Source organism: Thermobifida fusca YX (assembly GCF_000012405.1).
In the GTDB taxonomy this organism is placed as follows: Bacteria; Actinomycetota; Actinomycetes; order Streptosporangiales; family Streptosporangiaceae; genus Thermobifida; species Thermobifida fusca.
In genome coordinates this window covers 902360-928362 of sequence record NC_007333.1, presented here as the reverse complement: position 1 = coordinate 928362, position 26003 = coordinate 902360, and the positions used below count along the sequence as shown (strand labels likewise).

Below are 26003 nucleotides of genomic sequence, written 5' to 3'. Positions count from 1 at the left end.
GCCCTCAGACGGGGTGGGAGAGCCGGTCAGGTGTTCTCACTGGAACGGCTGGACGACCGGGTGCGGCGACGGCGGCGCGGCTGCTTGGCGCCGTTGCCGCTGGCGTCGGTCTTCTTCGCCCCGTTCGGGCTCTCCCCGCCGTTGGGGGCGGCAACAGCTTCAGCTTCGATGACTTCGACGGGCACCAGGGAGAGCTTGCCCCGTTCGTCGATGTCCCGGACTTCGACGTGGATTTTCTCCCCGATGCTGATGACATCTTCGACGTTCTCAATCCGCTGGCCGCCGTGCATCTTGCGGATCTGCGAGATGTGCAGCAGCCCGTCCTTGCCGGGCAGCAGCGACACGAAGGCCCCGAACGCGGTGGTCTTCACGACCGTGCCGAGGTAGCGTTCCCCGACCTCGGGCATGGTCGGGTTGGCGATGCTGTTGATGGCGTCGCGGGCGGCCTCCGCGGACGGCCCGTCGGTGGCGCCGATGTAGATGGTGCCGTCGTCCTCGATGGTGATTTCGGCGCCGGTCTCGTCCTGGATCGAGTTGATCATCTTGCCCTTGGGGCCGATGACCTCGCCGATCTTGTCGATCGGCACCTTGACCGTAAGGATACGCGGCGCGTGCGGACTGATCTCAGCGGGCCGGTTGATGGCCTCCGACATGACGTCGAGGATGGCCAGCCGCGCCCCGCGGGCCTGCTGCAGCGCGGACGCCAGCACCTCGGCGGGGATCCCGTCGAGCTTGGTGTCCAACTGCAGCGCGGTGATGAGGTCGCGCGTGCCCGCGACCTTGAAGTCCATGTCACCGTAGGCGTCTTCCGCACCGAGGATGTCGGTAAGGGTGACGTACTTGCCGTCCTCGTAGATCAAGCCCATGGCGATACCGGCCACCATGTCCTTGAGCGGCACACCCGCCGCCATCAGCGACATGGTGGAGGCGCACACCGACCCCATCGACGTGGAGCCGTTGGAGCCGATCGCCTCCGACACCTGCCGGATCGCGTAGGGGAACTCTTCCCGCGACGGCAGCACCGGGACGAGAGCGCGTTCGGCGAGCGCCCCGTGCCCGATCTCGCGGCGCTTCGGCGCGCCGACCCGCCCGGTCTCCCCCGTGGAGTACGGCGGGAAGTTGTAGTTGTGCATGTAGCGCTTGGTGCGCTCCGGGTTGAGCGTGTCGATGGTCTGCTCCATGCGGAGCATGTTCAGCGTGGTGATCCCCAGGATCTGGGTTTCCCCGCGCTCGAACAAGGCCGACCCGTGCACGCGCGGAATGACGTTGACTTCGGCGGTGAGAGACCGGATGTCCTTCACACCGCGGCCGTCGATACGGACCCCGTCCTTGACGATCCGCTCCCGCACCAGCTTCCGGGTGAGCGCGCGGAACGCTGCGGCCAGCTCCTTTTCGCGGCCTTCGAAGTCCTCGGCGAGCTTCTCGGCGACCAGCGCCTTGACCCGGTCGAGTTCGGCTTCCCGCTCCTGCTTGTCCGCGATCGTGAGCGCCGCGGCGAGCTCGTCATGGATCGCTTCCTCGACGGCGGCGTACGCGTCGTCCTGGTAGTCGATGAAGATCGGGTACTCGCCGGGCGGCTTGCCCGCGGCCTCAGCCACGGTCTGCTGGGCGCGGCACAGCACCTTGATGAACGGCTTGGCGGCTTCCAAGCCTTCCGCGACGGTCTGCTCGTTGGGGCCGATCGCTCCCTCCGCCACCAGTCGCAGGGTGTGCGGGGTGGACTCGGCCTCCACCATCATGATCGCGACGTCGCCGTTGTCCAGCACCCGGCCGGCCACGACCATGTCGAACGTGGCGTTGGCCAGCTCCGAGTGCGTGGGAAACGCCACCCACTGGCCTTCGACCAGGGCCACCCGCACGCCGCCGATCGGGCCGGAGAACGGCAGTCCGGCAAGCTGGGTGGACATCGACGCGGCGTTGATCGCGATGACGTCGTAGAGATGGTCCGGGTGCAGGGCCAGCACGGTCGCAACGATTTGGATCTCGTTGCGCAGCCCTTTCTGGAAGGACGGACGCAGCGGCCGGTCGATGAGCCGGCAGGTGAGGATCGCGTCCTCCGAGGGACGCCCCTCCCTGCGGAAGAACGAGCCGGGGATGCGCCCCGCGGCGTACATGCGTTCTTCAACGTCGACCGTGAGCGGGAAGAAGTCCAGGGCCTCCTTGGGGCGCTTCGACACGGTCGTCGCCGACAGGACCATCGTCTCGTCGTCAAGGTAGGCCGTAGCCGACCCTGTGGCCTGGCGGGCCAGGCGACCGGTCTCGAAGCGGATCGTACGGGTGCCGAAACGGCCGTTGTCGATGACGGCCTCGGCAGAATACACGCCCTCCATGGGCGACCTCCTACACGGATAACGAAGATCCCGCGTCCGTGCCCCGTAGGTGTCCGTCTCGAGAGTCGTGAGGACTCCGCGGTAGGCCGGGCGGACCGCCGCAGCCGTACCGCGATGGCCCCGACGGCCGGCCATCGATCGAAGTTCCCCGAGACCCCTGGTGCGGGCGTGTCGGAGAACCACTACCGAAGACCGGCCTTTCTCGACACCGTGGCGAGGGTGTTCTCCTCGCCTACCGGAAGATGCCACCGTGGCTAGAGACGGCCGAGGGTGGGAGCGCGGGAATGCCTGACTGTTCAGTTGTCATCCGACACACCGCGGCAGAGTATCTACCCTGTCTCGGCGGCCGGTAACGAGTCCACACTACTAAGAAAAAGGGAGCGGCGGAGGCCACTCCCTTTTTCGAGCACGCCGCTAGCGCCGCAGACCGAGGCGTTCGATCAGCCGACGGTAGCGGTTGATGTCCTTCTTCGCGACGTACTGCAGAAGACGGCGCCGACGACCGACCAGCAGCAGCAGACCACGACGGCTGTGGTGGTCGTGCTTGTGCTCCTTGAGGTGCTCCGTGAGCTGGTTGATGCGGTGCGTCAGCAGCGCGACCTGCACCTCGGGAGAACCGGTGTCGCCTTCCTTCGTGGCGTACTCGGCAATGATCTTCTGCTTGGTAGCGGTGTCGATCGGCACGACGCTCCTTTTCCCATACGTGGCGCGCGAACCGTACTGCGGGATTCTTTCGAAGACAGTGGCCCGAGCGGGCCGTCGAAAGCCGACAACCGTGCGCGCCCACAGTCGTCGGAGGGGAATACCCAGCCGGACGTGTCGCGGAATCACTAGCGCAGCAGAGCAGACACGAACGGCTCCCAGAAAACAAAGCTTACTACCGATGCGCACCGTCCAGGACCAGAGCCGCCCCGGTCAGCGGCCTGCCAGCAGTTCCCGGCACCGGTCGACGTCGCGCTGCATCGCCTCGATCAGCTCGTCGATGCTGTCGAAACGCAGCATGGGTCGGATGTGGTGGGTGAACTCCACCGCCATCGGCAGCCCGTAGAGTTCGAGGTCGTCCCGGTCGAGCGCGTAGGCCTCCACCGTGCGCACCTGGCCGTCGAACGTCGGATTGGTGCCTACGGACACCGCAGCCGGCCAACGGGCCTCCGTCCCTTCTGGCGGGGTGTCGAGCCGGAGCAGCCAGCCCGCATACACCCCGTCGGCGGGCACCGCGCTGCGCGGCGGGCAGTCCAGGTTCGCGGTGGGAAAACCCAGCAGTTCCCGTCCCCGCGCCGCGCCGTGGACCACGACCCCTTCGACCCGGTGCGGGCGGCCCAGTGCCGTGTGCGCGCCGGCGACATCCCCGGCCAGCACCAGGGAACGCACCTGCGCTGCGGTCACCGCCTCGGGGCCGCTGCCCGCAGCCAGGCCCACCACGGAGAAGTCGTGCTCTTTGCCGAGGGCGTGCACGGCCGCGAGGTCGAAAACCACGCCGTCGTCGTCCTCCTCAGCAAGGAGCGCTACCGCCGCAGGCACCCCGTCGACCAGGATGCGGTGGGCGAGGTCCCGGCTGGGCAGGGCGGCAAGGTCCGGGGTGGCTTCGAGGACGCACACCGCGTCCACCCCGTGCTGGGCGAGCAGTCCGGCCCGGTACTCCGCACCGGTGAGCACCACAGGGGGGTCGAGCGTGCCCGCCACCAGACCGAGGGGCGGGTCGAAGGTGACGGCCACGAGAGGCAGGCCAAGCCGGTCAGCGTGCTCCCGTGCCTGGTGGAGGAGCCTCTGGTGGCCGCGGTGGACCCCGTCGAAAGTGCCGACTATCACCGCGGAACGCTTACAGTCCGCGGGTACCTCGCCGAGTCCGCGCCAAAGCCGCACGCTCACCGTTCTCCCATCCGCCATGCTCACCAGCACGGGACGGCAGCCGAGCGGCCGCCCCGCGTCATGGTACTCGCCGCGGTTCCGCTTCCGGGAAGGACGGTCCGCAGCCCTCTGCAGCACGCCGCGGAGCCCGCCCGCCTCAGCTTCCCGCGAAGACCACCACGGGCTGGCTGCTGCCCGACCGGTTCTCCGCCAGGGCCAGCACCCGGCCGTCGGGGGCGAACAACCCCACCGGACCGGAATGCCCGCTCGGGGAGATCCGGTGGCCGTGGACCACACGGCGGGCTTCGCCCGCGCTGAGCCGACGGACCGGGAACGCCGCAGCCACCGCTTCCGCCAGCGGCATCACGGTGAACTCGGCGGCCAGCTCGTCCAGGGTGGCGGCCTGCTCCACGGTGTAGGGCCCTACCCGGGTGCGGCGCAGCGCGGTCAGGTGCCCGCCCACGCCGAGGTCCGCCCCCAGGTCGCGTGCCAGGGAACGGATGTAGGTGCCGCTGGAGCAGGTCACGCGGGCGTCAACGTCGACGAAGGCGCCGTCCGGGCTGTCGACGCGGCGGAACCCGGTGACGGTGAACTCGTGCACGGTCACCTCGCGCGCTTTCAGTTCCACCGTCTCGCCTGCCCGGGCACGGCGGTAGGCGCGCTGCCCCCGCACTTTGACCGCACTGACCTGCGGCGGAACCTGGTGGATCACGCCGGTGAGCGCGCGGGTCCCCGCGTGGACCGCGGCCTCGTCGATGTGGTCGGCGGGGCGGCGCTCCAGCAGCTCTCCCTCCGCGTCGTCGGTGGTGGTGGACTGGCCGAGGCGGATTGTCGCCTCGTAGACCTTCTCCGTCAACGCGAGATACCCCAGCAGCCGGGTCGCTTTGCCGACTCCGACGACCAGCACCCCCGTCGCCATCGGGTCAAGGGTGCCGGCGTGGCCGACCCGACGAGTGCCGGCAAGGCGCCGCACCCGGGCCACCACGTCGTGGGAAGTCCAGCCTGCGGGCTTGTCGACGATGACAACGCCGTCGGCCATGAATCACTCGTCCTCGTCGTCCTCGTCGTCGTCATCGGCCGGACGCGGCTCCCGGTAAGGGTCGGGGTCCCCGGCCGGACGGGCGTTGGCCGCGGCCCGAGCCACCTCCGCGTCGGCCTGCTTGGCTTTGGCGAGCAGCTCTTCGATGTGCCGGGCGTTGTCGGGAACCTCGTCGATGACGAACGTGATGGTGGGAGTGTGCCGGAGCCCGGTGCGGCGGCCGACCTCGGAGCGGATCAAGCCTTTCGCGCTCTCCAACGCAGCCGCCGTCGCGGCTTTCTCCGCATCACTGCCGAACACCGTGTAGTAGACGGTGGCGTCACGCAGGTCATTGGTGAGCCGCGCATCGGTGACGGTCACAAAACCCAGGCGCGGATCCTTGATCCGGCGTTCCAGCATCTCGGCCACGATCCGCTGGATGCGGTCGGCGAGTTTGCTCGCACGTGCGGCGTCAACCATCGGTCTATTCCTCATCGTTGAAGAGCCGCTGCCGGGCAGACAGCAGCTCGACTTCGGGGCGGTCGGCGACTAGGCGTTCACAGGAGTTCATCAACGCGGTGCAGTGCGCTGCCGTGGACGCGGCCACCGCGATTCCGATCTCGCACCGCCGGTACAGGTCGTGGTTGCCGGTCTCCGCAACCGAGACGCTGTATTTGCGCTGGAGTTCGGCCACGATGGGTCGAATAACGGAACGCTTCTGCTTCAATGAACGGACGTCGCCCAACAGCAGGTCCAGCGTCAGGGCTCCGACGTACACGCACTCACCCCGGGGAAGGATTTGGAGTTATGGGTGCCGATTTCCCGGTGCGACCCACCGTGGCCACCGGGCTTCGGGCCCCGACGGAGGGCGTCGGGGCCCGAAAGCAGCCCTGGAAGGTCAGTCGCGCGGCTTCTCCCGCATCTCGAACGTCTCGATGATGTCCTCGACGCGGATGTCGTTGTAGCCGATTCCGATACCGCACTCGAAGCCCTCGCGGACCTCGGTGACGTCGTCCTTGAACCGGCGCAGCGACTCGACGGTGAGGTTGTCGGAGACGACCACCCCGTCGCGGATAAGCCGGGCCTTGGCGTTCCGCTTGATGACACCGCTGCGGACCACCGCACCGGCGACGTTGCCGACCCGCGGCACCTTGAAGATCTCGCGGATCTCCGCGGTACCGAGCTGGACTTCCTCGTACTCGGGCTTGAGCATGCCCTTGAGGGCAGCCTCGACCTCTTCGATGGCCTGGTAGATGACCGAGTAGTAGCGGATGTCCACGCCCATGCGCTCGGCCAGCTCGCTGTTCTTGCCCTCGGGCCGGACGTTGAAGCCGATGATGACCGCGCCGGACGAGGCAGCCAGGTTGATGTCGTTCTGCGTGATCGCACCGACACCGCGGCCGATCACCCGAATCGCGACCTCATCGGTGCCCGGGTCGATCTTGAGGAGGGACTCCTCAAGCGCCTCGACAGAACCAGACATGTCGCCCTTGATGATGAGGAGCAGCTCTTCGCGCTGGCCCTCCTCCAGGGTCTTCTGCCAGTTGTCGAGGGTGACCCGGCGGCTGGCCTTGGCCTGCTGGGCGAACCGCTCGCGGGCCTCGCGCTGCTGCGCGATCTGGCGCGCCACCCGGTCGTCCTTGACCACCAGGAAGCTGTCGCCCGCGCTGGGCACGTTGGTGAGACCCAGCACCTGGACCGGACGGGACGGCTCGGCTTCCTTGACCCGGTTGCCGTTCTCGTCAAGCATCGCGCGGACCCGGCCGTAGGCGTCACCGCAGACGATCGAGTCGCCGACGCGCAGCGTGCCGCGCTGGACCAGCACGGTGGCCATGGAGCCCCGACCGCGGTCCAGGTAGGCCTCGATCGCCAGGCCCTGGGCCGGCATGTCCGGGTTGGCCTTCAGGTCCAGCTCGGCGTCCGCCGTCAGGATGATGGCCTCGAGGAGCTGGTCGATGTTGAGGTTCTCCTTCGCGGAGATGTCCACGAACTGGACGTTACCGCCGTACTCCTCAGCCACCAGGCCGTACTCGGTGAGCTGGGCGCGCACCTTCTGCGGGTCAGCGGTAGGCAGGTCGATCTTGTTGACCGCCACCACGATCGGCACGTCGGCCGCCTTGGCGTGGTCGATCGCCTCCGCCGTCTGCGGCTTGACACCGTCGTCGGCCGCGACCACCAGCACCGCGATGTCGGTGGCCTGCGCACCGCGGGCACGCATCGCGGTGAACGCCTCGTGACCCGGGGTGTCAATGAAGGTGATCTTGCGCTCTTCCCCGTCCACCGTGGTGGTGACCTGGTAGGCGCCGATGTGCTGGGTGATGCCGCCGGCCTCACCGCTGGCCACGTTGGTGTTGCGGATCGCGTCAAGCAGCCGGGTCTTACCGTGGTCGACGTGACCCATGACGGTCACCACGGGCGCACGCGGCTTGAGGTCCTCCTCGCTGCCGATGTCCTCACCGAACTCGATGGAGAACGACTCCAGCAGCTCGCGGTCCTCGTCCTCGGGGCTGACGACCTCAACCGTGTAGTTGAGCTCCTCGCCCAGCAGTTGCAGGGTCTCGTCCGGCAGCGACTGGGTGGCCGTGACCATCTCGCCCAGTTGCGTCATGACGACCTGCACCAGCGAGGCCGGGTTGACGTCGATGCGCTCACCGAAGTCGGCCAGCGACGCCCCACGGGACAGCCGGATCACCTTGCCGTTACCGCTGGGGATCTTGACACCGCCGAACGACGGCGCCTGCATGTCCTTGAGTTCTTGACGCCGCTGCTTCTTCGACTTGCGGGAACGGCTCGGACGGCCACCGGGACGGCCGAACGCTCCAGCGGTTCCGCCGCGACCGCGACCACCACCGGGGCGGCCGCCGAAACCGGTGCGCGGCGCGCCGCCGCCCGCTCCGCCACCGCGCGGTCCAGCGCCGCCGCCACCACCGCGGCCGCGACCGCCGCCGCTACGGCTCGACGTGCTCGGACGGGCCCCACCAGGCGGGGTGGGCCGCGACGCAGGCATGTTCATCGGGCTGGGCCGCGGACCGGGACGCGGGACAGGGCGCGGCGGCCCGCCTGCGCTCGAGCCGGGACGTCCGCCAGCCGTGCCAGGACCAGGACGCGGCGCCTGGGGGCGCGGTGCCTGGGGACGCGGCGGCCCGCCTGCACTCGCACCGGGGCGGGGCGGCATCATGCCGGGGTGCGGACGCGGCCCCGGACGAGGCGCACCCGTACCGCCGGACGCCGGCGGACGCGGCGTAGGCCGCGTGCCCATACCGCTGGCGGTCGAACTGAAGGGGTTGTTGCCCGGACGCGGTCCCGGCTTGGGCACCGGACGCGGCGTCTTCCCAGATTCAGGACGTGCGGGACCTTGGGCACCGGAAGGCTGCTGACCGGCCTTGCCCGCACCGCCCTCAGGCCGGGGACCGGGGCGCGGTCCCGGCTTGGGCACCGGACGCGGTCCCGGCTTGAGGCCGGGGCCGGGCTTAGGCACCGCCGGACGTGGCGTCTCACCACCGGCCGACGGGGCCGAGGCCTTAGTCTGCTGCTGCGGGCTGGGCTGCGGTTTGGGGCTGGGCTTCTTCTTCTCCTGTCCGCCCTTCGCGCCCTCAGTGCTCTCGCTGCTCTGGCTGAAAGCTTCCTTGAGTCGACGTACCACAGGCGCCTCTACCGTCGAGGACGCCGAACGTACGAATTCGCCCATCTCCTGGAGTTTGGCCAGGACAGCCTTGCTCTCCACACCAAACTCTTTAGCGAGCTCGTATACCCGGACCTTCGCCACTGCTCTCCTTTATCTCGGTCCGGGACATGAGCCTGTGCCGGACCGTCGCTAGCTTGACGTACTCATCGCTGCGTACTCATCGAGCGCTCATCGCAATCTCGACCCGCTTCCGACTCGTTTGCTACACAACAATGGGTGGGTGACGCCGGATCTTCCGGCATGACAAGACCCGCCGCGTACCCGGTTAGTACAACCGAGCGGGCGGCGTGATCATTCCAACCCTAATCCAGAACCTCGGCCAACTCGAAATCAGACCGCGGCAAACCACTCGGCAGCGGGTGAGATATCGAGGGCCCGCTTGACGCGGAACACCCGCGGCCAGACCTGGCGCCGCTGCGCGGCCTCCCAACACCGTCGGTCGGGGTGGAGATAGGCTCCCCGCCCCGGCAGCCGCCGGGCGTGGTCGCAAACGACCGCATCTCCGTCCAGCGCCAGCCTAATGAGGTCTGACTGGGCTGCTTTTGACTTGCAGCCCACGCACGTGCGCACGGGAGCCGCTGAGTTGTCACCCATTCTACCCCGTGGGCTCATCGACCTATGCGAACCGTTCTTCCGCTCGTGCTATTCCTCGCCGTGCTGTTCGGCCATCTCCGTGTCCGAGCGGATGTCGATGCGCCACCCGGTCAGGCGGGCAGCCAGCCGCGCGTTCTGCCCCTCTTTGCCGATCGCCAGCGACTGCTGGTAGTCGGGCACGATGACCCGCGCCACCCGCGCCGCAGCGTCAAGCACTTCCACGTGCGTCACCTGGGCCGGCGACAGGGCGTTCGCGACGAACTGCGCCGGGTCGTCCGAGTAGTCGACAATGTCGATCTTCTCCCCGCGCAGCTCGTTCATCACATTGCGGACACGGCTGCCAAGCGGTCCGATGCACGCGCCCTTCGCGTTGACGCCGGGCTTGTTGGACTTGACCGCCATCTTGGTGCGGTGGCCCGCTTCCCGCGCGATCGCTGCGATCTCGACCGTGCCGTCGGCGATCTCGGGAACCTCGAGCTCGAAGAGCTTGCGCACCAAGTTGGGATGGGTGCGCGACAGGGTGATCGAAGGGCCGCGGTGCCCCCGGCGGACCTGCACGACATAGGCCCGCAGCCGCTCACCGTGGGTGTAGGTCTCGGTGGGTACCTGCTCTTGCGGCGGCAGGATCGCCTCGACCCGTCCCAGGTCGACCAGCACGTTGCGCGGGTCCTTGCCCTGCTGGACGACACCGGAGACGATCTGGGACTCCCGCCCGGCGAACTCGCCCAGGGTGATCTCGTCCTCGGCGTCCCGCAGCCGCTGCAGGATGACCTGCTTCGCCGTGGACGCGGCGATCCGCCCGAACCCGGAGGGGGTGGCGTCGTATTCCCGGATCAGCCGCCCCTCTTCGTCGCGCTCTTCGGCCCACACCGTGACGTGTCCCGTAGCGCGGTCCAATTCCACCCTGGCGTTGGTGTCGGGCCCCTCCTGGCGGCGGTACGCAATCAGGAGCGCGTCCTCGATGGCTTTGACGACGAGGTCCACCGAGATGTCCTTCTCGCGTTCCAGACTGCGCAGGACACTCATGTCGATATCCACGGGGCTCCCCCTCTAATCCGCCGCGTCGTCGTGGCGGAATTCCACCTGGACCTTGCCTCGTCCCAGGTCGGAGAAGGCGTACACCTGGCTTTGACCGTCAACATCAAAGGTGACGCCCGTCTCGTCAGCGTCAATGACACGCCCCTTCACCTGGCCGCCGGCGACCAGCGGCGCGTGCACCAGGCGTCCCCGGGCGCGCCTCCAGTGCCGTGGCTCGGTGAGTGGCCGGTCCACGCCAGGCGAGGTCACCTCCAGTACGTACGGAGACTGCCCCATGACGTCGACCTCGTCAAGCGCGGTGGAAATCTTCTGGCTGACCTCGCCGATCCGCTCCAGGTCGACACCGTCATCGGAGTCCACCACCACCCGGACCAGACGGCGCTTCCCCACCGGGGTGATGTCCAGTCCCTCCAAGTCGAGTCCCGCCTCGGCCAGAATGGGGGCCACTAGCTGCGCGAGACGCTCGCGGCGGGCCTGCGCGCCCATCATGATCCTCCTCGGCGATTCCCGTCCCGGTCCGACGGTCGCGGGGCGGTCCAGTTGTCCACTCGGTTACTGATCGCCTTTACGGCGACCATTTCAGGTTCAAGGGTATCCGCAGTCTGTGCCTCTCCGGCATCGTTTGACCATTGCGTGCGCCAGCAGCACGCTACTCCCCGCCCGTCAACGCGGGCAGCACCAGGCTCTGCAGACCGGCTGCGGCGTGCGAAGATAGGGCGCGTTCGGTTCCCCTTCCGTCACGTTTTCAGGAGGTACCGTTGCGCCACCACGCTCCCTCCCGCCGCGCGGTCTTGGCGGGCGGCGCGCTGGCTGCGGCCGTGATGGGGCTGAGCGGCTGCCGGGGGTCCGACTGGTACCCCAGCGAAGTCACCCCCGACGAGTATCTGCTGCGCTCGGTCATCGCGGAAAAGGAGCGGCTGGTGGCGCGCTACACGGCGACGCTCAACAGCGGCACCGCCGACGACCCCGGGCTCTACGAGGAGCTGCGCGGCCACCACGAACGCCACCTGGCGGTGCTGCGGGACCGGCTTCCGGAACGGGACGGCCCAGAACCGGAGGTCTCCGCCCTCCCTGAGACGCCTCCCCCCGCGGCCACCGACCGGGCAGGGCTCCGGATGGCGGAGGAAGGGGCCGTCGCCAACCGGCTCCGCCAGCTCAGCGAGGTCACCGACCCGGCGCTGGCCCAGCTCCTCGCCAGCGTCGGCGCCTGTGAGGCGGGACACGTCCACCTACTTTCGGAGGCATAGTTGACCGGGACTCTTGACCCCACCCCCAGCGGGGAGGCAGGAGCCGCAACCGCCGCGCTGCGGGACGCGCTGCTGGCCGAGCATGCGGCCGTGTACGGGTACAGTTTCGCCGCTGCCCACACTGACGCGGACCTGCGCAGCCTGTGCCTGTCCCATCTGGAAAAGCACCGCGCGTGGCGGGACACGCTGCACAGCGCGCTCGTGGCCCGGGACGCGGTGCCGCCGGGCGGGGAGGACGCCTACCAGCTGCCGGAGCACACCGGGCCTGAAGAGCTGCGGAGCTTCGCCGCAGGGCTTGAGGAGACTACCGCGCAGGCCTACCTGGAGTTGGCTGCCGTCCCCGATGCGGGGCTGCGCGACCTGGCGGGCCGTGCCCTGGGCGAGGCCACCCTGCGGATGCTGGCGCTGGGCGGCCAGTTGAGCGCGTTCCCCGGCTTCCCCGGCGGAGAGCTCTAGCACCGAAACCGGTAGGGGCATTCCGTACGGAACGCCCCTACCGGGTGGCACTAGCCCCGCACCAGGTTGACGATCGTGTCGACCACGGTGTCCACGGAGACTTCGCTGCGGTCCCCGCTGGCACGGTCGCGCAACTCCACGACCCCGTTGGCCAGGCCACGGCCCACGATGAGCACGGTGGGCACGCCGAGCAGTTCCGCGTCGGTGAACTTCACGCCCGGGGAGACCCCTTTGCGGTCGTCCACGAGCACCCGCACCCCGCGGTCCACCAGCTCCTGGCTGATCCGCAGCGCCACCTCGACCTGGTCGCCCTTGCCGGTGCCGACCACGTGCACGTCCGCGGGGGCGACTTCCCGCGGCCAGATGATGCCCCGCTCGTCGTGCGACTGCTCGACGATCGCGGCGACCACGCGGGACACCCCGATGCCGTAGGAGCCCATGGTGATGCGCACCGGCTTGCCGTCGGGGCCGAGCGCGTCCAGGGAGAACGCGTCCGTGTACTTGCGGCCGAGCTGGAAGACGTGCCCGATCTCGATACCGCGCGCCGTGTAGAGGGTGCCCTTGCCGTCGGGGGCGGGGTCTCCGTCGCGGACCTCCGCGGCCTCGATTGTGCCGTCGGGGGTGAAGTCACGACCGCAGACGAGGTCCACCACGTGGTGGTCGGCCTTGTCCGCACCGGTGACCCAGGCGGTGCCAGTCACGACGCGGGGATCGACCAGGTAGCGGACCTTGTTGGCCTGCAGCGCGCCCGGGCCGATGTAGCCCCGCACCAGGAAGGGGTGCTTGGCGAAGTCCTCCTCGTCCAGCAGGGCCACTTCCGCCGGGGCCAGCGAGGCTTCCAGGCGCTTCATGTCCACTTCGCGGTCGCCGGGAACGCCGATCCCGAGGAGCTCCCACTCCTTTTCACCCGGGGCCCGCGTCTTGACCATGACGTTCTTGAGGGTGTCGGCGGCGGTGAACGTACGGCCCAGGCCTGCGTTGTTGAGGAACTCCACCAAGGACTCGATGGTGGGGGTGTTCGGGGTGTGGTGCACCCGCGCCTCCGGCAGGCCGTCGATGGGCCGCTCGGGCGGCGCCGGGGTGACCACGGCTTCCACGTTGGCGGCGTAGTCGGAGCCGGTGCTGCGCACGAACGTGTCTTCCCCGGTGGGGGCGATCGCCAGGAACTCTTCGGAAGCGGAGCCGCCCATCGCGCCGGACGTGGCCTTGACGATCACGTACTCCAGGCCGAGCCGGTCGAAGATGCGGATGTAGGCCTGGCGGTGCGCCTCATAGGAGCGCTGCAGCCCTTCGTCGTCGAGGTCGAAGGAGTAGGAGTCCTTCATGTGGAACTCCCGGCCCCGCAGGATCCCGGCGCGCGGCCGCGCCTCGTCGCGGAACTTCTCCTGGATCTGGTAGAGGATGACCGGGTAGTCCTTGTACGAGGTGTACTCGCCCTTGACGAGCAGGGTGAACAGTTCTTCGTGGGTGGGGCCCAGCAGATAGTCGGCGCCCTTACGGTCCTTGAGTCGGAACAGGGTGTCGCCGTACTCGGTCCACCGCCCGGTGGCCTCGTAGTATTCGCGGGGCAGCAGCGCGGGCAGCAGCACTTCCTGCGCGCCGATGCGGTTCATCTCCTCGCGGACCACCGCGGCGACGTTCTCTAACACGATCTTGCCGAGGGGCAACCAGGAGTAGACGCCGGGCGCGGTACGGCGTACGAACCCGCCGCGCACCAGAAGCTTGTGACTCGGTACCTCGGCGTCCGCCGGGTCCTCACGCAGGGTGCGCAGGAACAGGTTCGACATCCGCAGTAGCACGACCACCACTCCTCGGTGAGAGCGCGGAGGTATTCCGCTGGGACTTTTGGACACTGGACTGGGCGGGTCGGTGGCCTCGCCCGGAAGGGGTTTCCAGGCTAGCGGTATTGGGCGGGCGCCGTGGACTCCTGCACAGCGCTGCTTCCCGGTTTCCACCCCAGGCGCGGTGTGCCGTCCCGGCTCCGGGCGCCTACCGTAGGACCGGCACGACCGTGACGTGAGGAGATGAGGACGGATGGGCAGGCGCGGGGCGACGACGGCGAAACGGGAGCGGATGGAGCTGCTGCGGGACGCGGACCGTCCCGACTCGTGGATGCTGCTGGTCGACGGCATCCCGCAGTCGCACGTGGACCTCGCCGACCCCACCTATCTCGACTTCGAATATGTGCGCCGCCTCGGCCACGTCGTGGACCTGGTCGCACCGGAGCGCGCCCCGATCGACGCCTACCACCTGGGGGCGGGGGCGCTCACCCTGGCCCGCTACGTGGCGGCGACCCGGCCCCGGTCCCGGCAGCGGGCCGTGGACATCGACCCGGACCTGGTGGCGCTGGTCCGCCAGCAGCTCCCCTGGGACCGTCGGGCGGATCTGCGGGTCGCTACCGGGGATGCCCGGGCCTGGCTGGCGGCGCGCCGCGCAGCCAGTGCCGACCTCGTCATCTGCGACGTTTTCGTGGGGGCGCGCACACCTGCCCATCTCACGTCCGTGGAGTTCGCCGCGGAGGCGGCCCGGGTGGTGCGGCTCAGCGGCATGTACGCGGTGAATGTGAGCGACGGCCGCGGGCTGCGCTACACCCGCTCCCAGGTTGCGACGGTGGCCCAGGTCTTCCAGCATGTGGCGCTGGTCGCGGAGCCGGGAGTGCTGCGCGGGCGGCGGTTCGGGAACCTGGTGCTGGTGGCTGGGCACGAGGCACTGCCCGTGGACGAGCTGGCCAGGCGGGCCCACCGGGATCCGGCGATGGCGCGGGTCCTGGCCGGGGACGAGCTCCGCCGGTGGGCTGCGGGTGCGGCCGTGGTGCACGACGCCGAAGCGCAGGACTCCCCCGCACCGCCGGAGAGCCTGTTTTAACCCGTCCCGCGGTGTCAGGCGGGAAGTTCCCGGTCGATCACCGCGTCGAACTCCGGGGAGTGCCTGACCTGAACTCCGCCGTTGCCGGCAGGCCGGGTGGCCATGCCCTGGAGGCGGCCGTCCCGCCACCACAGCATCTGGTCGGTGACCGCGTTCCCTTCGTTGAGCTGCTGGAACACGGAGTAGAGGGTGGAGATCGCCGGGAGGGAGCGGCGGCTCCGCAGCACCGTATAGGCCAGGACGTTGGTGTCGGGGAGCATCACCAGGGCGCCGTAGGGGGCGGGCTGCTGCATGACGTCGGAGAGCCGCATCACGTGGGCGGACCCGGCCCAGCCGATCCCCTGCACCACGTGCACGTCGGTGTCGCCCCCGGACGACACCGTGTACTCCTGGTACTGGTCGTAGGCCATGTTGCCCAAGGCGGTGAACCACAGGTCCTGTTTGGTGCGCCCCCAGGCCTGGGTGTGGCGTTTGTCGAGGACTACGCCGCTGTAGTTGCCGGGGTCGGTCCGGTACACCAGGAGCGCCGTCAGCTCAGGGTTGATGGAGTAGGCGAGCTTGTCGTAGGGACCTGCCGCGGCAGGGTCCCCGATCATCAGGACGCGCAGCCACGGGGCCGCCACGTCGAAGGGGACGCGCAGCAGCTCTTCGTGCAGGTTGTCCTGGGGGGTGGAGTAGCGTCCGGGGTGGGGAAAGTGCATGGGGTCTGGTATTTCCTTGTGGTCTTGTCCACGGTCTACGGGTCTCTGCTGCTTCTGTACGGTATCGCTGGCCGCTGACAGCCCGCGGCGGCTGCCCCGCCGTGCCGCTGGGCTAGATTCCTCCCATACAGGGGACAGCGGACGCCTGTTCTCCGCTCCCCTGGCGTGCCCCCTGCCCGTGTGTGGAGTTCCACCGTGTCTCTGCCCCGTTCTTCCCCTCCGTCTGCCCTGCCCCGCTGGCGGGGGCCGCTGCTGCTCGCCCTGGCGGGAGTGCTGTGGGGAACCGGAGGGTTCGCCGGCGCTTTCCTGCAGCAGTTGACAGGAATCCACCCCATCGCCACCGCCTGCTACCGGCTGCTCGCAGGCGGGGTACTGGCGATCGTGGCGCTGGGGGTCAGCGGGCAGCTGCGCGGGCTGCCCCGCAGTCCGGCGGTCCTGCGGCGGGTCGCAGCGGCGGGGGTGCTGCTGGCCGCGTTCCAAGCCTGCTATTTTGCGGCGATCGCGGTCTCGTCGGTGAGCCTCGCCACCCTGATCGCGATCGGCAGTGTTCCCGTGTTCGTCACATGCGCCGCGGCGGTGCTGGAGCGGCGGCTGCCCCGGCCTACGCTGCTGGCCGCGGTCTGCTGCGGGGTGCTGGGCCTGGTGCTGCTCAGCGGCGACCCGGGCGGGGACGTGCCGCCGGGGCGGGTGGCGCTCGGCGTGGGCTGTGCCCTGGGGGCGGGCGCGGCGTTCGCTGCGCTGACGCTGGTCAACCGCCGTCCCGTTCCGGGCCTGGACCCGCTGCGGGTGACTGCTTTGGGGTGCCTGCTCGGCGGCACCCTGCTCGTGCCACTCGCCGCGGCCACGGGGATGACGTTCACGCCGACGCTTCCCGCGGTGGGGGTGCTGCTGTACCTGGGTCTGGCGCCCACAGCCTTGGCCTACCTGGCCTATTTCGGGGGGATGCGCACCACCCCGGCTCCGGTCGCGGCCCTCGCCGTGATCTTGGAACCGTTGACTGCGACCGTGCTGTCGCTGCTCCTCCTCGGGGAGGTGCTCACCCCGACGGGAACGGTGGGAGCGGTCCTACTGTTCGGGGCGATCCTGCTGGAATACGTCCGCCCGCCCCGCCGGTGACCAGGGCCCTCGCCTGCTCCGTACGGTGGAGGCGCGACCGAAGAGATCCTCCCTGCGGCTTATGGAGCTGGACGTCGTTGCGCCGTACGGTCGACCTGTGAGAGAACGGCTGTGGCGGATCACTTTCCTCGACGCGGGAATTACCTTGGCCGTGGCGGGGATCACCGCGGTGTCCACGGTGCTTCCCGCAGTGGACTCCCCTGGCGGCCTCGCCTCCCTGCAGGTGCTGCTGCCGTGGGGGCTGGCGCTGCTGGTGGTGGCGGTGGTGCCGCTGCTGTGGCTGAGCGCGTTCCCCATTCCCGTGGCCGTGGTGACCGTGCTGGCCACCACCGCCTACTATCCGCTGGGCTATCCCGACAACTTCGTCATCCTGGCGGGTGCGGTAGCACTGTTCACCCTGGTCGCCCGCGGGTTCCGGCTGACCGGCTGGCTGCTCGGGTTCTCCCAGTACCTTGTCGTCCACGTCGCGGAGACGCTGTACTTCGGGGCACCACGCACGGTGTATGCGCTGGGCATGCTCGCCTGGGTGCTCGTGGTGTTCATCAGCGGAGAGGTGGTACGCAAGCATCGCGCGTACCTGGACATGGCGCGCAAGCATTCCGCGGAGGCGGAACGCACCCGGGAGGAGGAGACTCGCCGCCGGATCTCCGAGGAGCGGTTGAAGTTCGCTCGCGAAGTGCACGATGTGATCGCCCACAATATTTCGTTGATTAACGTGCAGGCGGGGAGTGCCCTCTACCTCATCGACACCCAACCGGAGCGGGCCGCCGAGGCGCTTGCCGCGATCAAGCAGGCCAGCCGGGAGACCCTGCAGGAGCTGCGGGCGATCCTCGGGGTGCTCCGCGCGGTCGACGAGACAGCGCCCCGCTCTCCCGCCCCCGGGCTGGACCGCTTGGACGAACTGGTCGCCGGGGTGCGGTCCTCGGGGGTCGACGTGCACGTCGACGTCGCCGGACGCCCCCGTCCCCTGTCGGCCGCCGTGGACTCGGCCGCTTACCGGATCGTGCAGGAGTCGCTGACGAACGTGGTACGGCACGCGCAGGCGGATACGGTCACCGTGTCTGTCAGATACACCCCCGACGGGGTGTCCCTCCGGGTGTCGGACGACGGCCAGGGCGCCGCTGCGGATTGGGCAGCCGGGCACGGAATTGCCGGCATGCGGGACCGCGCTGCCGCGCTGGGCGGCGAACTACGGGCAGGGCCCGATCCGGAGGGCGGGTTCACGGTGGAGGCGTGGCTGCCCGGCTGACCGGCCGTCCCGTTCAGGTGCGACTTCTTGGGAGGATCTGTGATCCGCGTACTCCTCGCCGACGACCAGGCGCTCGTGCGGGCAGGGTTCCGGGCCCTGCTCGACAGTGCCCCGGACATCAGCGTGGTAGCTGAGGCTGCGACGGGGGCCGAAGCAGTCCGGTTGGCCGTGGCGGAGCGCCCCGATATCGCCCTGCTGGACATCCGCATGCCGGAGCTGGACGGGTTGGCTGCCGCGGAACGCATCCTCGCCGACCCCCGGCTGTCGTCGACCCGGGTGGTCATCCTCACCACGTTCGACCTCGACGAGTACATCTTTGAGGCGCTCCGCCTGGGGGCGAGCGGATTCCTTGTCAAAGACACCGAGCCGGAGGACTTGATCAACGGGGTGCGGGTCGTGGCCCGGGGCGAGGCGCTGCTGTCTCCGAGCGTCACCCGCCGCGTCATCGCCGAGTACGCGGGACGGCCGCGCCGCCCCGCCCCGGACCGGCGGCTGCGCGACCTGACCGACCGGGAACGCGAAGTGGTGGCCCTGGTGGGGGAAGGGCTGTCCAACGAGGAGATCGCTGCCCGCCTGGTGCTGAGCCCAGCCACGGTGAAAACCCATGTCAGCCGGGCCATGGCCAAACTGCGGGTCCGTGACCGGGCCCAACTGGTGGTGGTCGCCTACGAGACCGGCCTGGTGGCTCCGGGGTGGATGCAGTGACGGGCGGATAGGGCCCCGCTTTTCGGGTAAGGGTTTTCCCCCGACGGCGGCTCAGGGTTGTCCTGTACTCCCCGCAGACGACCCCCGTAGTCCTGGGGTGGTGGCTGACCGCGCTGATCCGCACGCTACGGCGTAGCGCAACTGCCTCCCTGTGGGGGATGTGGCGTGCCCTGGCAACCGGAGAGCATCAGAGTGTTCCGAGGACGATCCGGTCGAGGAGCTCGCCTTCCCATGTTCACTGATCCGTTGCTGTGGGCACGGCTGCAGTTCGCGCTGACCTCAGGTGTCCACTACATGTTCGTGGCCTTCACCTTGGGCATGGCGCCGCTCATCCTCGTCGCCCAGGGCAGCGCGCTGCTGCGCCGGGACGAGGCGCGGCTGGCCGCGGTGCGGTTCTGGGGCGGCCTCTACGTCGTGAACTACGGCATGGGAGTGCTGTCCGGCCTGGTGATGGAGCTGCAGTTGGCGCTGAACTGGAGCGGGTTGAACGACGTGTTCGGCCACGTGTTCAGCGCTCCGCTCGCGGTGGAGACGGTCGCCGCGTTCTTCACCGAGTCCACGTTCTTGGGGCTGTGGATCTTCGGCTGGGACCGCATGAACCGCTGGCTGCACTTGGCGTGCTTCGGCGTGGTGACTTTGACCGCCTACCTGTCGGCGTTCTGGGTGCTGGTCGCGAACGGCTTCCTGAAGAACCCGGTGGGTTTTGCGCTGCGCGACGGTGTGGCCGTGCTCACCGACCCTGTGGCCCTGGTCACCAATCCGGCGGCGCTGCTGGCTTTCGCGCACGTGGCCACGAGCGCGCTGCTGGTGGGCGGCCTGGTGATGGCCGGGGTGAGCGCCTACCACCTGCGCCGCGGCAACGATCCGGACGGGATGTTCCGCCGCGGGGTGCGGCGCGGGGTGGTGGTGGCGTCGCTCGCCTTGTTCCCGACCCCGGCGGCCGGGGGTGCCCAATACTCCTTGGCGGGCGCGCCCCCGACGAGCGGGCTGACGCTCAGCTCAGCCGAGATCGCAGAGATCGAAGCGGCGCGGCCGGAGTCCACCATGGTGCTTGCCGAGGTAGGCAACGGCGTGATGACCCTGTGCTGGACGGTGTTCTTCCTCGTTCTCCCCGTGGCCTTGCTGGCCTGGCTGGTGCGCAGGTTGGACCGCTGGCGCTGGCTGCATTGGCTGCTCTCGGTGATGCCGGTGCTGGCGCTGCTCGCCGGGGTCGCTGGCTGGCTCTACCGGGAGCTGGGACGCCAACCGTGGGCGGTTTGGCACCACATGACGACCGCGGAGGCGATCACTCCGCTGTCAGTACCGCACGCAGTGGCCTCGTTCGTGGTGTTCACCGGGGCGTTCGCAGTGCTGGCGGGGATCACATGGTGGCTGCTGGTCCGCTATGCGCGCCGCGGCCCGCACGGGGGTCCGCTGGCCCCTGCCCCGTCGGGGGACGACGCGCCCGCCGTCCCCGTCCACACCTACTAGCTGTCGGCGTTTCCAGGTGAGGGAGTCGTTGTGGAATCCGTGGCTGTCGTCTTGCTGCTCGTCCTGCTGGGAGGCTATTTCGTCTTCGCGGGCAGCGACATCGGGCTGGGCATGCTGCTGCCGTATGCGGCGCGTTCCCCGGCGGAGCGCCGCCGTCTCATCGCCGTGATCGCCCCCTACTTTCTGGGGAGCGAAGTGTGGCTGGTGGCCACCATCGGTGTGGTGGCGGGCCTGGTCCCGGTGTGGGAGGCCGCGGTGGTGACCGCGCAGTGGCCGGTCTTCGTGCTCCTGCTCGCCGCGTGGCTGGGACGCGATGCGGGGCTGTGGCTGCGCGGGCGGCTGCCCGCCGCGAGGTGGCGTGCCGTGTGGGACGGGGCAGTGGCGGCAGGCAGCTGGCTGCTCGCGGTGGCGTGGGGATTCGTCGTCGCTGCCCTGTTGGGCGGGGGAACGCTGCGGCCCGGGGTCACCCTCGTGTGCGTGGCACTGGTCGTGCTCTTGTTTGCGGTACGGGGGGCCGCGTTCGGGGCGGAGCGGCTCGCTGCCGCGGAAGGTGTCGGGGGTGCTGAGCCGGGAGAGCGGGCGGCCCGGGCCTTCCGGGTGCTCGTGCGGGCCGGGCTGGTGGTGGTTCCGGTGGCCGCCGGCGTGCTCTGGGTGTCGGCGGGGGCGGCGCCGGCGGTCGTGGTGGCCGGAGCCGAGGTGGTGCTTGCCGCAGCCGCGGTGGACGCGGGTCGAGGGTGGGCGCGCGTGCTGTCGGCGCTGGGCATGGCCGTGCTGCCGGTGGTGCTCGCGGTCGGAGCCGAACTTCCCGCGCCCGCTGTCGAGCGGAACTCTTTGCTGCTGCTGGTCGCGGCGGCGGGCCCGCTGGTTCCGGTCATGGTTGCGGGCCAGGTGTGGCTGTACCGAATTTCGCGCCGCCCGATAGTCGGTTCGGGATTTTTCGCGTAACAGGGGAATGGCACCGGTTGCCGGTTTTTAAACCTGCTGGGCGGGGATTTGCCGAAACTGGCCACACGGGTTGAGCTGCAGGGCTTCCCGGGAAGAGTGGTTGCCGGAAGACATCCCGATACCGGGACACCGAGCCAAACGGAGGAGGGATCCCATGGGTGATCTCAGGACCGAGGCCAGGGGAGGCTGCAGTTGCGGTCCCAATTGCGGCTGCGGCTGCCAAAACGGGGGCCCTTGCTCGTGCGGCGGTAGCTGCTGACCTGTTCTTCTCCTCTCGCGGAGTGGTCGCCACTCTCCACTGCGGGCCGTCCCGGACCGGGGCGGCCCGCAGTCTGTGCTGCGCGGAGGCATGCACGGCCGTCCCGGCGCTGCTAGCCCACGGGGATGCCGAGCGCGGCGAGTTCCGCGGGGCTGCGGGTGGTGAAGAACCAGTCCCGGAACCGCGGATGGGCGACGAGCCGGGACGCGGGTGCAAGAGCCTGCTCCCCGACCAGGTGGTAGCGGTAGCCGTGCGGGTCGAGCAGGTCCGCCAGTCGTTCTGTGTCGGCGTCGGCCAGCACTTCGCACAGGATGTCGGGGCGGTGGGCGGCCAGGAATTTCTGGCCGTGTTCGAAGACCGCGGTTTCGGTGCCTTCCACGTCGACTTTGAGCAGCACGGAGCTATTCGGCGGGATCTGGTCGGTGAACGTGTCCAAGGCGACGATCTCCACCGGCACCCCGTCGGGGAAGCCGAGCCTGCTGGAGTAGAAGCAGGGGAGGGCGGAGTCTGCCGTGCGTGCGGGCATCATGACGGTGGCCGCCGGGTCGCCGACCCCGGTGTGGTGGAGGGTGACGCGGTGCAGGACGCGGTTGCGCACGCAGTTGTCCACGAGGGCCTGGTAGACGTCGGGCACGATTTCGAAGGCGTGGGCCCGGAGCATCGGGTTGACCGCGGTGCCGACCAGGGTGAACAGGCCGGTGTAGGCCCCGATGTCGAACAGGGTGGTGGCCTGGCGGGCCGCGGCGGCGAAGACGCGGACCGCGAGGTCGTCTGCGGGCTGCGGGCGGCGGCCTCCACCCCAGTACAGTTCTTTGGCGATCACGCAGCGGGCCGGGTCCCGCATCACGTATTCGACGCCGTCTACTCGGCCGACGACTTCGGGGAGGGCAGCGGGGGCGGGCAGCCGTCCCGTGGCGCGGATCTGCGGGGCGAGGACCCGCACGGCGGCACGCATCGCCACGTGGGGCAGCCGCCAGCCCAGCACTTTTTTGATGTGCTTCTTCGTCCCGTACCAGCGTTGTCGTCGGCTGGCGGCGCTGCGGCGGTAGTCGGTCACCGAAGAGTGTGTTCGCGCCATGTCACTGTCCCGACTGGTGGTCCCTGCTCGGCGTGCGCACCCGGCCCTCGTCCGCCCTGCCGTGCGGGGAGGTTGCGCCGACGATGTGTCTCGCCAGATCAACGAAACACTACCCTATGTAACCAGAGAATCACTCTTGACACATGAGGGTGGGATCGCTGTGCCGCGGCAGGCCCGCCCCGTGCGGGCTTCGCGGGGCGGGCCGCGTTTCCGTAAGGCAGCGCGCGTGCTGAACCGGGTCAGAGGGCGAACTGCACCGCGACGCGGTCTGCCAGCATCGGAGCGATGATCGCCAGCGCCGCCCGGTGGTCAGGATGGTCCTGGTAGGCCCGGAAGCCGTCTTCCCCGTCGAGGTCGGCGACGACTGCGAAGTCGTAGTTCCCTGCTGCAAGCCCGAGGTCTGCACCGAAGGCGTAGTTTTTCAGCTCCGGGATTGCCGCGGGCAGCTTGCTCAGGGCCGTTATGACCTGCTCGACCTGGTCAGGGGTGACAGTGTCGTTCCAGCGGAACAGTGCGATATGCCGAATTCCCATACGGAGCAACCTAGTGCCCGGTGCGGGCTCGTTGCTCCCGGGGGAAGCAGGGGTCAGCCGATACGGGTGGCGAGCAGGTAGGCGTCCGGGGTTTCCGGGTTGACGATCTCGTCGACCCGCCACACCTGGTCGTCGACGGTGAACGTTTCTCCGACCCGGACTTCGAGGAGCCCTCCCCATTGTGCTGGGCCGCCGAGTTTGGCTACGGGTCTTCCCTCGTCGTCAATCCAGAACGCGCCTCCCCCGACAGGACCTCCGGCGAAACGGTCGTTGCGGCCGTAGGTGATCTTCTCTTGAGCGCCGACTTCGTGGGGCACGGTAGTACGTCCTCTCTGATGCGAAACTTTTTCGGATAGCACACGCGACAACGGTTTTCACGCTGTGAGCGGGGATTCTCCGTGACCTTATCTCGCTTCTCAGAGTTCCCACATGAGGCGTAAAGCCCTTTAACCGTCATTCCGGAAAAATAGGTGGGCCCGGTGAGGGAGATCACCGGGCCCACGGAGGGGATACTGGAATGCTCCAGTCGGTCAGTCTCGGCCCATGAGGTTCTTCACCCGGCCGACAATGTTCTCCAAATCCGTGCTGAACGGCTGGTCTTGCACCATGTAGGTCCACGTGGTGGAAGGCCGTTTGACCCCGGCTGCGGCCACGTCGAGCCGACCGTCCACCACCTCCAACTTCTCGAACATCTCCGCGGCACGGGCCCGGGCCTCGTCCAGGAAGCCCTTGAACGCGGGGACCGCGTCGCGGTTGAACTCGTCCAACGGGTCGCGGCGGCCCAGGAAGCGCAGGTGGATGCCCTCACGCAGGTCGGCGAGGAAGGCGTTGTGGTCAGCCCACCCCCGGTCCAGGTGGTAGAGGGTGACGAGGCGCGCCGCCCGGGCGACCTCCTCCTCGCCTACCTCTTCCACCAGCCGCTGGTAGGTTTCGGGGCAGTCCACGGCGAGCTGGCGGCTGCCCAGGTCCTCGTGGAGCACAGCCCGGCGCTGCTCGAGCACCACCGAACGCTGGACGTCGATGATCTGGTTGTACCGCCAGGTGTTGCGGTGGAGTTCCAGCAGCTGCCCTTCCGCGATGCGCTGCGCGTGGTTGACCATCTCCTTCCAGGCCGGGTCGGTGATCTCCCCGTCAGCCGAGGAGACCCGGTAGCCCTTCGCCTCGGGAAGGTTGGTGGTGATCAGGTCGTCTTCCACGCTGACGTAGAACACCGAGCCGCCGGGGTCCCCTTGGCGTCCGGCACGGCCGCGCAACTGGTCGTCGAGCCGGCTGCTGGGGTAGCGGCCGTAGCCGATGACATAGAGGCCGCCGGTCTTCACCACCCGGTCCCGGTCCCGCATGTCGCTGCCGCCCAGGCGGATGTCGGTGCCCCGGCCCGCCATCTGGGTGGACACGGTGATCCGGCCGTAGGTTCCGGCCTCCGCGATCACCGCGGCCTCTTCGGCGTCGTTCTTCGCGTTGAGGACGACGCACTCGAGCCCGGCCCGCCGGAGGCGCTTCGCGAGCCGCTCGGACTCCGCAACGTCCTGCGTGCCGATGAGGATCGGCCGACCCGTGGCGTGCACTTCCTTGACCTTCTCCACCACGGCCTCTTCCTTCTCCTCTGCCGTGGCGTAGAGCCGGTCCTCCTCATCGATGCGGATGTTGGGCTTGTTGGGCGCGATGACCGCGACCTCGAGTTCGTAGAACTCGCGGAGCTGTTCGGCGACGGCCATCGCGGTACCGGTCATCCCGCAGCGGATCGGATAGCGCAGCACCAGCGACTGCACCGTGATGGAGTCCAGCACCTCGCCGGTCTCACTGGGCGTCAGGTGCTCCTTGGCTTCCACCGCGGCCTGCAGGCCGTCGGGCCAGCGCTGGAGCAGCGCGATACGGCCGCGCGACTCGTTGATGAGCCGCACCTTGCCGTCCCGCACCACGTAGTGCACGTCGCGGTGGAGCAGGGCGTGGGCGTGGAGCGCCAGGTTGACCCGGGAGAGCAGCGTCGTGTCCTCCGCGGAGAACAGGTCGACCCCGCCCAGGGCCTTCTCCACCACGTTGATCCCGGTGTCGGTGAGGTGGACGTTGCGCCCGTCGTCGTCGACCTTGTAGTCGATGCCGGGACGCAGCCGGCGCACCAGCTCGGCCATGGCCGCGTCGGATTCGGCCGGTTCGGCGGCTCCCGCCAGCACGAGGGGGACCCGGGCTTCATCGACGAGCACGGAGTCGGCCTCGTCGATGATCGCCACGTTCGGTTCGGGAACCACCAGTTCGGACACGTCGGTGGCGAGCCGGTCCCGCAGCACGTCGAAACCGAGCTCGCTCACGGAAGCGTAGGTGATGTCAGCGGCGTAAGCGGCGCGCCGTTCCTCCGTCGTGGACTCCTGGCTGATCCAGCCGACTTCGACACCGAGCAGCGTGTACAGCGGCCGCATCCACTCGGCGTCGCGTCGAGCCAGGTAGTCGTTGACGCTGAGCACATGCACCCGCTGTCCGCGCAAGGCGAATCCGACAGCGGCAAGTGCACCGGTGAGGGTCTTGCCCTCACCTGTAGCCATCTCCGCGACGTGCCCGTCCAGCAGCGCCATCATGCCGATGAGCTGGGTGTCGAAGGGGCGTTCCCCCAGCGTACGGCGGGCGGCTTCCCGGCCCAGCGCGCACAGCTCGGCGAGGTCGTCGCGGTCGTAGGGCAGTTCTGCGTTCCCGAGTTCGGTCGCGACCTCGGTCAGCTCGGCGTCGCTCAGCTTACGCAGCGCCTCTTCGCGTTCCTCAATCGTCTTGAGCAGCTTGATGTAGGGCTGGAGTGACACCGATCCCGGTTTCCCCAGGAGGCGTCGTACGCCCTCTGCCATTCGTGCGAACACCACAGCAGAGTAACGCTGTTCAC

General features: G+C 69.0%; 24 protein-coding genes. 8 read left to right on the top strand and 16 right to left on the bottom strand.

The window, feature by feature from the left end; all coding sequences use genetic code 11:
* Positions 1-26: 26 nt before the first annotated feature.
* The 10 genes from TFU_RS03900 to rimP all read right to left on the bottom strand — a co-directional run bounded on the left by TFU_RS03900 (position 27) and on the right by rimP (position 10999).
* Positions 27-2330 (bottom strand): polyribonucleotide nucleotidyltransferase, encoded by a 2304-nt coding sequence (locus TFU_RS03900; RefSeq protein ID WP_011291231.1) that lies wholly within the window; start codon positions 2328-2330, stop codon positions 27-29.
* Between the two features lie 414 nt (positions 2331-2744).
* Positions 2745-3014 carry a 30S ribosomal protein S15 gene (gene rpsO, locus TFU_RS03895; protein WP_011291230.1) on the bottom strand — a complete coding sequence of 90 codons (270 nt, stop codon included), beginning with the start codon at positions 3012-3014 and terminating at the stop codon, positions 2745-2747.
* A 231-nt stretch (positions 3015-3245) separates the two neighbouring features.
* Positions 3246-4193, bottom strand: coding sequence for a bifunctional riboflavin kinase/FMN adenylyltransferase (locus TFU_RS03890; RefSeq protein ID WP_041428207.1), 948 nt, complete (start codon positions 4191-4193; stop codon positions 3246-3248).
* A 142-nt stretch (positions 4194-4335) separates the two neighbouring features.
* Entirely contained in the window at positions 4336-5217 is an 882-nt protein-coding gene (gene truB / locus TFU_RS03885) for a tRNA pseudouridine(55) synthase TruB (protein WP_011291228.1), read from the bottom strand.
* 3 nt (positions 5218-5220) lie between these two features.
* Complete coding sequence (gene rbfA, locus TFU_RS03880; protein WP_011291227.1) at positions 5221-5676, bottom strand: 30S ribosome-binding factor RbfA; 456 nt, start codon at positions 5674-5676, stop codon at positions 5221-5223.
* 4 nt (positions 5677-5680) lie between these two features.
* The gene (locus tag TFU_RS03875; RefSeq protein ID WP_011291226.1) at positions 5681-5974 is read right to left on the bottom strand and encodes a DUF503 domain-containing protein; all 294 of its coding nucleotides are present in this window, start codon (positions 5972-5974) and stop codon (positions 5681-5683) included.
* A 120-nt stretch (positions 5975-6094) separates the two neighbouring features.
* The gene (gene infB / locus TFU_RS03870; RefSeq protein WP_011291225.1) at positions 6095-8962 is read right to left on the bottom strand and encodes a translation initiation factor IF-2; all 2868 of its coding nucleotides are present in this window, start codon (positions 8960-8962) and stop codon (positions 6095-6097) included.
* A 249-nt stretch (positions 8963-9211) separates the two neighbouring features.
* Positions 9212-9475 carry a YlxR family protein gene (locus TFU_RS15755; protein ID WP_227481007.1) on the bottom strand — a complete coding sequence of 88 codons (264 nt, stop codon included), beginning with the start codon at positions 9473-9475 and terminating at the stop codon, positions 9212-9214.
* 48 nt (positions 9476-9523) lie between these two features.
* Positions 9524-10501, bottom strand: coding sequence for a transcription termination factor NusA (gene nusA / locus TFU_RS03865; RefSeq protein ID WP_016188338.1), 978 nt, complete (start codon positions 10499-10501; stop codon positions 9524-9526).
* Between the two features lie 24 nt (positions 10502-10525).
* Positions 10526-10999 carry a ribosome maturation factor RimP gene (rimP, locus tag TFU_RS03860; RefSeq protein WP_011291222.1) on the bottom strand — a complete coding sequence of 158 codons (474 nt, stop codon included), beginning with the start codon at positions 10997-10999 and terminating at the stop codon, positions 10526-10528.
* Between the two features lie 272 nt (positions 11000-11271).
* On the opposite strand from rimP, the gene TFU_RS03855 reads away from it, so the two are divergent.
* Both TFU_RS03855 and TFU_RS03850 read left to right on the top strand, forming a co-directional pair.
* On the top strand, positions 11272-11760 hold the full coding sequence (locus TFU_RS03855; protein ID WP_011291221.1) for a hypothetical protein: 489 nt from the start codon (positions 11272-11274) through the stop codon (positions 11758-11760).
* Positions 11761-12216, top strand: coding sequence for a ferritin-like domain-containing protein (locus TFU_RS03850; RefSeq protein WP_011291220.1), 456 nt, complete (start codon positions 11761-11763; stop codon positions 12214-12216).
* 50 nt (positions 12217-12266) lie between these two features.
* On the opposite strand, the gene TFU_RS03845 is transcribed toward TFU_RS03850, so the two are convergent.
* A complete protein-coding gene (locus TFU_RS03845; RefSeq protein ID WP_011291219.1) occupies positions 12267-14015 on the bottom strand; it encodes a proline--tRNA ligase in 1749 nt (582 codons plus the stop codon).
* Positions 14016-14250: 235 nt separating this feature from the next.
* On the opposite strand from TFU_RS03845, the gene TFU_RS03840 reads away from it, so the two are divergent.
* Positions 14251-15081: a spermidine synthase gene (locus TFU_RS03840; protein ID WP_011291218.1), complete on the top strand. Its 831-nt coding sequence runs from the start codon at positions 14251-14253 to the stop codon at positions 15079-15081.
* Between the two features lie 14 nt (positions 15082-15095).
* Here the strand turns inward: TFU_RS03840 and TFU_RS03835 are convergent, their stop codons facing one another.
* Positions 15096-15782, bottom strand: coding sequence for a hypothetical protein (locus TFU_RS03835; protein WP_016188336.1), 687 nt, complete (start codon positions 15780-15782; stop codon positions 15096-15098).
* 195 nt (positions 15783-15977) lie between these two features.
* On the opposite strand from TFU_RS03835, the gene TFU_RS03830 reads away from it, so the two are divergent.
* From TFU_RS03830 to TFU_RS03810, 5 genes are all read left to right on the top strand, one after another.
* Positions 15978-16898, top strand: coding sequence for a DMT family transporter (locus tag TFU_RS03830; protein WP_011291216.1), 921 nt, complete (start codon positions 15978-15980; stop codon positions 16896-16898).
* A 97-nt stretch (positions 16899-16995) separates the two neighbouring features.
* On the top strand, positions 16996-18147 hold the full coding sequence (locus TFU_RS03825; protein WP_234351622.1) for a sensor histidine kinase: 1152 nt from the start codon (positions 16996-16998) through the stop codon (positions 18145-18147).
* Positions 18148-18186: 39 nt separating this feature from the next.
* Positions 18187-18852 carry a response regulator gene (locus TFU_RS03820; protein ID WP_011291214.1) on the top strand — a complete coding sequence of 222 codons (666 nt, stop codon included), beginning with the start codon at positions 18187-18189 and terminating at the stop codon, positions 18850-18852.
* A 231-nt stretch (positions 18853-19083) separates the two neighbouring features.
* On the top strand, positions 19084-20322 hold the full coding sequence (locus TFU_RS03815) for a cytochrome ubiquinol oxidase subunit I (RefSeq protein ID WP_011291213.1): 1239 nt from the start codon (positions 19084-19086) through the stop codon (positions 20320-20322).
* Positions 20323-20361: 39 nt separating this feature from the next.
* Complete coding sequence (locus TFU_RS03810) at positions 20362-21267, top strand: cytochrome d ubiquinol oxidase subunit II (protein ID WP_370492453.1); 906 nt, start codon at positions 20362-20364, stop codon at positions 21265-21267.
* Between the two features lie 371 nt (positions 21268-21638).
* Here the strand turns inward: TFU_RS03810 and TFU_RS03805 are convergent, their stop codons facing one another.
* From TFU_RS03805 to secA2, 4 genes are all read right to left on the bottom strand, one after another.
* A complete protein-coding gene (locus TFU_RS03805) occupies positions 21639-22604 on the bottom strand; it encodes an FkbM family methyltransferase (protein WP_011291211.1) in 966 nt (321 codons plus the stop codon).
* Positions 22605-22843: 239 nt separating this feature from the next.
* Positions 22844-23137 carry a Dabb family protein gene (locus TFU_RS03800; protein WP_011291210.1) on the bottom strand — a complete coding sequence of 98 codons (294 nt, stop codon included), beginning with the start codon at positions 23135-23137 and terminating at the stop codon, positions 22844-22846.
* Positions 23138-23190: 53 nt separating this feature from the next.
* A complete protein-coding gene (locus tag TFU_RS03795; RefSeq protein WP_011291209.1) occupies positions 23191-23454 on the bottom strand; it encodes a DUF6406 domain-containing protein in 264 nt (87 codons plus the stop codon).
* 213 nt (positions 23455-23667) lie between these two features.
* Entirely contained in the window at positions 23668-25968 is a 2301-nt protein-coding gene (gene secA2 / locus TFU_RS03790) for an accessory Sec system translocase SecA2 (RefSeq protein WP_038043394.1), read from the bottom strand.
* Positions 25969-26003 lie beyond the last annotated feature (35 nt).